Origin of the sequence: Rhodococcus sp. NPDC058532 (genome assembly GCF_042719255.1) — a bacterium.
Classification (GTDB): Bacteria; Actinomycetota; Actinomycetes; order Mycobacteriales; family Mycobacteriaceae; genus Rhodococcus_G.
In genome coordinates, this window is record NZ_JBHXNU010000002.1 from 58,508 (window position 1) to 66,852 (window position 8,345).

An 8,345-nucleotide genomic window follows, 5' to 3' on the forward strand; every position below is an offset into this window, starting at 1 on the left:
TCAGCGGGCGCGGTACGCGTCCCACGCGGCCCGGCACAACTCCGCGATCGACTCGACCTGGTCGGGGTCCGCCACCGGCCACCCGACGCCCGGCTCGTGCAGTTCGGCGGTGAGGGTGGGGCCGAGCAGGAACTCGCGGCGGAACTCCGCCTGCACCGCAGCGAGGGTCACTCCGGCCGCCGCGGCCTGCGGCGCCAGCTCGGCGAATCGGCGTCCGGCAGAGATGATCTCCTGACTGCCGAGGTATGGCTGATTCAGGGCAACCGCCTCGCCGTCGACCGCGAAGCCGGTCCGGTGCGCGTCCGCGAGCGCCCGGATCATCCCGGGTGCCATCGTCACCGGGTGGTCGCCGCGCGGATCCCCGTTGTGGTCACCACGATTGGACAGGGCAACCACATCGGGCAGCCGATCCTCCGGTGCACGAGCGACATTCACCGCACCGTCCCGCGTGGTGGTGGTGTTCATCGTGTCGTGGAAGGACAGCGTGGTGAACTCGACGGGGCGGCCGGTGTCCCGTGCCCTGGTGAACGCGAGGTCGACCATCCGGCCGATCAGGTCGTCCCTGGTCCGTTCGTACACCTCGAGCCCGCGGGTCGCCACGGCAGCGAGGGAGTTCGCCAGCACCCGCATCCCGGCGGCGCTGTCGGGCTCGACCAGCAGCGGGAAGAACGAGAACGTGACCGGGCGGATCGCGTCCACCCCGGTGAGGTCGACACGGTTGTACGGGCCTGCCGCCCGAACCCGGGCGAACGCCTCGACCAGGTCCGCGTGCAGGTCGGCGGGCCTGGCCCGGTTGGGGTCGCGCACCAACCGCGGATGCGGGTTCTCGACGTACACGATGCGCGGGTCGAGCTCGGCCCAGCGCCGCACGATCGGGCTGGTGGAACAGTCGGTGAAGTCGAACTGCAGCCGGCGGGTGAACTCCGGGGCAAGGAACTCGGCGAGTTCCGCGGGAATCAGCGATCCCGCGTGCGGGCAGCTGACCAGCAGGTCCGCGTCCGCGAGCGCCTCGTCCAGGGTGCGGCTGTCCCGATCGGCGTAGAAGATCAGATCGTCGGGCGTGAACTCGGTTCCGGCGGGAAGCAGCAGCGGGTCGGAGAGTGCCATGGTCGAACACTATCGGCAGCAGCGCTCAGGGGAGAGTATTGAACGGTGGAGACGATTCCGATTCAGATGCCGGACGGAACCGAGGTCCCGGTGCGGCTGTTCGCGGGCCGGGACGCGGCGCCGGTGGTGGTCATCTTCCCCGGGCTCGGGGTGCCGGGCGGCTACTACGACACCGTTGCTCGGGCCCTGGTCGGCCACGGGTTCAACGCGGCGATCGGGGAACTGCGCGGCCAGGGCGACAGCAGGCCACGACCCGGCCCGGCAAGCAGCTACGGCTATCAGGAGCTGGCGTCGGTGGACTACCCGGCGATCTTCGAGGCCGTCCGGGAACGGTTCGACGAGAGCACCCCGTACCTGCTCGGGCACAGCATGGGCGGGCAGCTGGGGGTGATGTACGCGGCCCGCATCCACGGTGCGCTCGGCGGGGTGATTCTGGTCGCGTCCGGGTCTCCGTTCCACCGCACGCACGGGATGATGCGCGGCGCGGGACTGCTCGTCGGCTCGGCCGCGATGTCGGTGACCGCCAACGTGGCGGGGTTCTGGCCGGGCGACCGGTTCGACGTCGGCGGCTTCGGACGCCAGTCGAAGGTCCTGATCTCGGACTGGTCCCGGTTCGCGCGGACCGGCCTGATCGACCCCGCGGACGCCGACATCGACTACGAGCAGGCGCTGGCGGGGCTGACCCTCCCGGTGCTCTCCATCTCCGTCGAGGCCGACGACCTCGCCCCGAAACCCGCGATCCGGGACCTGGTCCGGAAGCTGCCGAACGCGGACGTCACGACATGGCACCAGGGGGAACCGTTGGGACACAACGGGTGGATCCGCAACTGCGGAAGCACCGTGGACCGGATCGTGGCCTGGCTGCGGGACCGAGAGTGACGACCGGCCATGGATCGGCCCGCCCGACCCGCGGGTGACGAGACCGTTGCGAGCGGTCCGCCACCGGGGCCGGGGACGGAACCCGACCCGGGCGGACACATTGAGCCCGACCCGGGCGGACACATCGAGCCCGACCCGGGCGGACACATCGAGCCCGACCCGGGCGGTGGCACCCACCCGAGCGCGCCCGGTGCGAGCCCGGGATTCGTCGTCGACTCGGGGGTCGGGCGCCTCGTCGCGGACTGGGAGGAGGCGCGGGCGTCGGCCGACCTGCGGGAGTACCTGCCGGACATGGCCGCGATCCGGCGGGCGGCGCTCGTCGAGCTGATCGCCGTCGACCTCGCGTACCGGTGGCTGCGGGTGCACCGGCCGAAACGGATCGCCGACTATTGCCTCGAGTTTCCGGAACTGCTTGCCGAGCCGCTGCCGCCGGAGCTCGTCTACGAGGAGTACCGGGTGCGCAGGCTCAGCGGGGACACCGTCGACCCCAACGACTACGTGGCGGAGTTCCCCGCTCAGGCCGACCGCTTCGACTGGCTGCGGGAGCACGACCCGAGAACCGTGGGCACCGGCGGCCTGGAGCTGCCCGGCAGCGACGACCTCGCCGGCGAGCACCGGCTCGACGACTTCGACCTGGTCACCGAGCTCGGCCACGGTGCGTTCGCCAGGGTGTTCCTCGCCAGGCAGCGGTCGATGCAGCGCTGGGTCGCGCTCAAGATCTCCCGGGACGTCGGGAGCGAGGCGCGGACCCTGGCCCGGCTCGACCACCCGAACATCGTGCGGGTCTTCGACCAGCGGGTCCTCGAGGACCGCAGGCTGCGGATGCTGTTCATGGAGTACGTGTCCGGCGGCACCCTGCTCGACGTGGTCCGGCTGGTGCGGCGAACACCGCAGGACCAGCGGGACGGACGGCTGCTGCTCGACTCGATCGACCGGATCCGGGCAGGTAAGGGTGAGATGCGGCCCGCCGAATCGAGCGTGCGCGAGGAGGTGGCGGCGCTGTCCTGGCCGGAGACGGTGGCGTGGATCGGGCTGCGGCTCGCCGAGGCGCTCGAGTACGCCCGCGCGCACGGGGTTCTGCACCGCGACATCAAACCGGCGAACGTGCTGCTCACACCCGAGGGGGTGCCGAAACTCGCCGATTTCAACGTCAGTTCGGGCGATACCCCCGCGGTGCCCGGCGCGTCGGGTGCGGTGGCCGGGTCGGCGGCGTACATGTCACCCGAGCAGTTGGCGGCGGTGGCGGGCCGCGCGGCGGGGGCGTCCGCCCCGATCGACACCCGCAGCGACATCTACTCACTGGGCGTGCTGCTGTGGGAACTGCTGACCGGGTCGCGGCCGTTCCCCGACGCCGCACCGGGTCAGCCGTGGGACGAGCCACTCGCGCGGCGTCGACGCGGGGTCGACGACGACCTCGCGGGCCGGTTGCCCGCCGACTGTCCCGCCGCGCTGCGACGGGTCCTGATCGGGTCGCTCGCACCGGACCCCGCCGACCGCTGGTCGGACGGCAGGAGGCTGGCCCGCCAGTTCGCGCTGTGCCTGGACCCGCACGCCCGTGACCTCGTCGACCCCCGACCTGGCAGTGTCCGGGCGTCGTTGTGGCGGTGGGCACTGCCGATCCTGCTGCTGTCGATCGGGATCCCGAATCTCGTTGCCGCGGGCTACAACTACTACTACAACCGGGAGCTGATCATCTCGACCCTGTCGGTGCGGGCGCAGCAGCACCTCGAGTTCGTGCACCTGGTGGTCGGGGCGGTCGCCTTCCCGATCGCGGGCGTGCTGATCGTGTGGTGGTGCAGGCTCGCGCTGACGGTGCCCCGCGGGATCCGCCGGGGCCGGAGCTACGACGCCGCAACCCTGGGCCGGGCGCGGGTCGCGACGCTGGGCCTCGGGCATCGTGCCGTCGTCGTCAGTTTCGCGGCGTGGCTGGTGGCGGGGATCGGGTATCCGATCGCGCTGCGGATCGTGGCGGGCGGCATCCCGCAGCGCGCCTACTCCCACCTGCTCGCATCGCTGGTGGTGTGCGGCGCGGTCGCCGTCGCCTACCCGTACTTCCTTCTGACCTACTATGCGGTCCGCTGCCTGTATCCGATCGTGTTGTCCCACGGTGAGATCCGCGGCACCGACGGCCGCGACATCCGCGCGCTGCGGCGCGTCGGGACCCGCTATCTCGCCGTCGCAGCCTCGGTGCCGCTGATCGGGGTCGCGGGGCTCAGCTTCGTCGGCGACCACCCGGGCAGCGCCGTCGATGTGACCGTCCGGGTGCTGTGCCTCGGCGGGATCGCCGCGTTCCTCGGGGTGTACCAGCTGTTCCGGCGGATCGAATCCGACCTGCGTGCTCTCGCCAGAATCGTGCACTGACCCCCTCCCGACGCATTGAACGGGGGTTCATGAGTCATCCGCCAGCCGGACGTGACACATGAACCCCCGTTCAACGGGGTCAGTTCAGGGTGCGCCAGAGGAACTCGTACGCCAGCGCCGACTTGAACGCGAGCTGCGCGTTGTCGGCGGCGCCGCCGTGCCCGCCCTCGATGTTCTCGTAGTACCGGACCGGGTGGTCCTGCTCCTCGAGGCGGGCGGCCATCTTCCGCGCGTGCCCCGGATGCACCCGGTCGTCGCGGGTGGACGTGGTGATCAGCACCGGCGGGTAGGCCCGGTCCGGGTCGGTGTTCTGGTACGGCGAGTACTCCCCGATGTAGGCCCACGCGTCCGGGTCGTCGGGGTCCCCGTACTCGGCCATCCAGGAGGCGCCGGCGAGTAGCAGGTGGTAGCGCCGCATGTCGAGCAGCGGCACCTGGCAGACGATGGCACCGAACAGTTCCGGGTAGCGGGTGAGCATCACGCCCATCAGCAGTCCGCCGTTGCTGCCGCCCTGGGCGCCGAGCTGCGCGACAGTGGTGATGCCGGACGCAACGAGGTCGCGGGCGACGGCCGCGAAGTCCTCGTACGCCCGGTGCCGCCCCGCCTTCAACGCCTGGGTGTGCCAGCCCGGACCGTACTCGCCGCCGCCGCGGATGTTCGCGACGACGTAGGTGCCACCGCGTTCGAGCCAGCCGCGGCCGAGGGCGCCGCTGTAGCCGGGGAGCAGCGAGTTCTCGAAGCCGCCGTAGCCGTAGAGCAGCGTCGGGCCCGGCGCTGCGTTCGCGCGGCGGACCACGAAGTAGGGGATCGCGGTGCCGTCCTCGGAGGTCGCGAACCGCTGGGACACCGACAGGTCCGCCGCGTCGAAGAAGGCGGGGGCCTGCTTGAGTGCCTCGACGGGTTCGCCGACGTACCCGTGCAGCAGCGTCGCTGGAGTCAGGTAGCCGCCCGAGTTGAGGAAGAACTCGTCGGAGTCCACCGGATCCACGTCGAGCACGTCGGTGGACGTCAGGTCCGGGATGCCGTCCAGCGGGATGTCGGTCCACCCGGACGGGCCGGGGGTGAGGACCCGCATCCGGGTCTGCACATCCGCCAGCGTCACCAGCAGCAGGTGATTGCGGGTCCACACGTACTGCTCGAGTGCGGTGTGCGCGTCCGGTGCGAACAGCACGGTCAGGTCCCGGGAGCCAGCCAGGTAGTCGGTGTACCTCGCGGCGAGCAGGGTGCCCGCCGGATGGGTGTCCGCGCCGACCGTCCAGGGGGAGCGGGTGCGGATCAGCAGCCACTCCCGGTGCGCGGACACCCGCGCGTCCTCGGGGGCGTCGATGCGGATCAGGCTTCCGTCCCTGGCGATTTCGAACCGCTGCGAGGTGTAGAAGTCGACAGAGCGTTCGGCGAAGCTGCGTTCGAAGCCGGGGGTGCGGTCGAACCATGCCGAGACCGCGACGTCGGTGTGCTCGCCCTCGAACACGACCGGGGCGTCGCGGACGTCGGTGCCGCGACTCCACCGGGCCGCGATCCGCGGATAGCCGGAGTCGGTGAGGGCGTCGAGGCCGGTGTCGGTGCCGACGTAGACGGTGTCGATGTCGATCCAGTCGATGTCCGTCTTCGCCTCGGGGAGCACGAATCCGCCGTCGGCGACGGCGACGAATTCGCGTCGGACAAGATCGAATTCACGGATCACCACGGCGTCGGCGCCGCCACGGGACATGCTGACCAGCGCCCGGGTCTGGTCGTTGCCGTCCTCGGTCCGCAGGACCTGGGCACCGGACCACACCCAGTTCTCGCCCTCCGCTTCCGCGACCGCGTCGAGGTCGACGAGGACCTCCCACTCCGGGGCGGCCGTGCGGTACGAGTCCATCGTGGTGCGTCGCCACAGCCCGCGCACGTGGTCGGCGTCGCGCCAGTAGTTGTAGAGGAACGCGCCGCGCCTGCGGACGTACGGGATGCGCGCGTCGGTGTCGAAGACGGCCCGGATGCGGGTCTGCAGGTCGGTGAAGTCCGGGGTGGACGCGAACTCGGCAACCGTGCGGTCGTTGCGGGTCCGGACCCAGTCCAGGGCGGCGTCGCCGGTGACGTCCTCGAGCCAGAGATGCGGGTCGTTCGGGTCGGGTGCAGCCATTCATCATTGATACTCCGCGGCGCGGCACGCCGGACGGCCGGGCGCGTCGGGCCCCGGCCAGCGCGGATTCCGGCGGGCCGGGCGGTGGTCGTGGACTCGGTCCTGACGGGCCCACGACCACCCCCTCGATTGTCCTCCCCGACCCGGTCGTTCGGCGCGATTTCGGCGGGATGCCGCGCGAGCGGGTCGGGCCAGCTCGCGCCGCGGACCCTACTCGTCGGTAACCGGACCGTGTCGGGACAGGGAATTCGGGCGGGACTACCCTGGGGAATCGTGACCTCACACTATGACGTCGTTGTCCTCGGTGCCGGTCCCGGCGGGTATGTCGCAGCCATCCGCGCGGCGCAGCTGGGTCTGAAAACCGCCATCATCGAAGAGAAGTACTGGGGCGGTGTTTGCCTGAATGTGGGCTGCATCCCGTCCAAGGCGCTTCTCCGCAATGCCGAGCTTGCGCACATCTTCACGAAAGAGGCGAAGACCTTCGGCATCTCGGGGGAGGCGTCGTTCGACTTCGGCGCCGCGTTCGATCGCAGCCGCCAGGTCGCGGACGGCCGCGTCAAGGGCGTCCACTTCCTGATGAAGAAGAACAAGATCGACGAGTTCGACGGCCGCGGCACCTTCACCGGCCCGAACGCGATCTCCGTTGCGCTGGCCAAGGGCGGCACCGCGACGGTCACCTTCGACAACGTCATCATCGCCACCGGCAGCACCACCAAGCTGCTCCCCGGCACGTCGCTGAGCAGCAACGTCGTCACCTACGAGGAGCAGATCCTCACCCGCGACCTGCCCGGATCGATCCTGATTGTCGGCGCGGGCGCGATCGGGATGGAGTTCGGCTACGTCCTGAAGAACTACGGCGTCGACGTCACCATCGTCGAATTCCTCGACCGCGCGCTGCCGAACGAGGATGCCGACGTCTCCAAGGAGATCGCCAAGCAGTACAAGAAGCTCGGCGTCACGATCAAGACCGGCGCCGCGGTCCAGACCATCGAGGACGACGGCACCAAGGTCACCGTCGCGATCAAGGACAACAAGTCCGGCACCGTCGAGACCGTCGTCGTGGACAAGGTGCTGCAGTCCGTCGGCTTCGCCCCGAACGTGACCGGCTACGGCCTTGAGAACACCGGTGTCGCGCTGACCGACCGCGGCGCCATCGCGATCGACGAGCGGATGCGCACCAACGTGCCCGGCATCTACGCGATCGGCGACGTCACCGCGAAGCTGCAGCTCGCGCACGTCGCCGAGGCGCAGGGCGTCGTGGCTGCAGAGACCATCGGCGGCGCGGAGACCCTCGAACTGGGCGATTACCGGATGATGCCGCGCGCCACCTTCTGCCAGCCGCAGGTCGCGTCGTTCGGTCTCACCGAGGAGCAGGCACGGGCGGAGGGCTACGACGTCAAGGTCGCGACCTTCCCGTTCACCGCGAACGGCAAGGCCCACGGCCTCGCCGATCCGACCGGCTTCGTCAAGCTGATCGCGGACAAGACGCACGGCGAGCTCATCGGCGGCCATCTGATCGGCCCCGACGTCTCCGAGCTGCTGCCGGAGCTGACCCTTGCGCAGAAGTGGGACCTCACGGTCAACGAGCTGGCCCGCAACGTGCACACCCACCCGACCCTGTCGGAGGCGCTGCAGGAGGCCATCCACGGCCTCGCAGGCCACATGATCAACTTCTAGGCAGCTCCGCTGCCCGTGAGTCTTTTTGGCCCACCACGGGGCCAGAAAGACTCACGGGTGGCGTAGCCGCCTCCACGGCGAAGGGGGGGGGAACAACCCCGTTTGGGGGCCTCCCCCCTTTTTCCCCCCCCCCCCCCCCGGGGGGGGGGGGGGCCTCCCCTCTCCACAACACGCTCAACACAACCGGGATCACAACAAA

General features: G+C 70.4%; 5 protein-coding genes. 3 read left to right on the forward strand and 2 right to left on the reverse strand.

Translation table 11 applies throughout. The features are described 5' to 3' along the window. Positions 1–1,107, reverse strand: coding sequence for an N-formylglutamate amidohydrolase (locus ACFWQG_RS03090; protein WP_378506121.1), 1,107 nt, complete (start codon positions 1,105–1,107; stop codon positions 1–3). 45 nt (positions 1,108–1,152) lie between these two features. Between ACFWQG_RS03090 and ACFWQG_RS03095 the strand changes: the two genes are divergently transcribed. Then, positions 1,153–1,986 (forward strand): alpha/beta fold hydrolase, encoded by an 834-nt coding sequence (locus tag ACFWQG_RS03095; RefSeq protein ID WP_378506122.1) that lies wholly within the window; start codon positions 1,153–1,155, stop codon positions 1,984–1,986. Positions 1,987–1,995: 9 nt separating this feature from the next. Beyond that, positions 1,996–4,347: a serine/threonine-protein kinase gene (locus ACFWQG_RS03100; RefSeq protein ID WP_378506123.1), complete on the forward strand. Its 2,352-nt coding sequence runs from the start codon at positions 1,996–1,998 to the stop codon at positions 4,345–4,347. A gap of 79 nt (positions 4,348–4,426) precedes the next feature. On the opposite strand, the gene ACFWQG_RS03105 is transcribed toward ACFWQG_RS03100, so the two are convergent. Beyond that, positions 4,427–6,469 carry a prolyl oligopeptidase family protein gene (locus ACFWQG_RS03105; protein WP_378506124.1) on the reverse strand — a complete coding sequence of 681 codons (2,043 nt, stop codon included), beginning with the start codon at positions 6,467–6,469 and terminating at the stop codon, positions 4,427–4,429. Positions 6,470–6,742: 273 nt separating this feature from the next. Here ACFWQG_RS03105 and lpdA point away from each other — a divergent pair, with 273 nt between their 5' ends. Beyond that, the gene (gene lpdA / locus ACFWQG_RS03110) at positions 6,743–8,146 is read left to right on the forward strand and encodes a dihydrolipoyl dehydrogenase (RefSeq protein ID WP_378506125.1); all 1,404 of its coding nucleotides are present in this window, start codon (positions 6,743–6,745) and stop codon (positions 8,144–8,146) included. Positions 8,147–8,345: the final 199 nt, after the last annotated feature.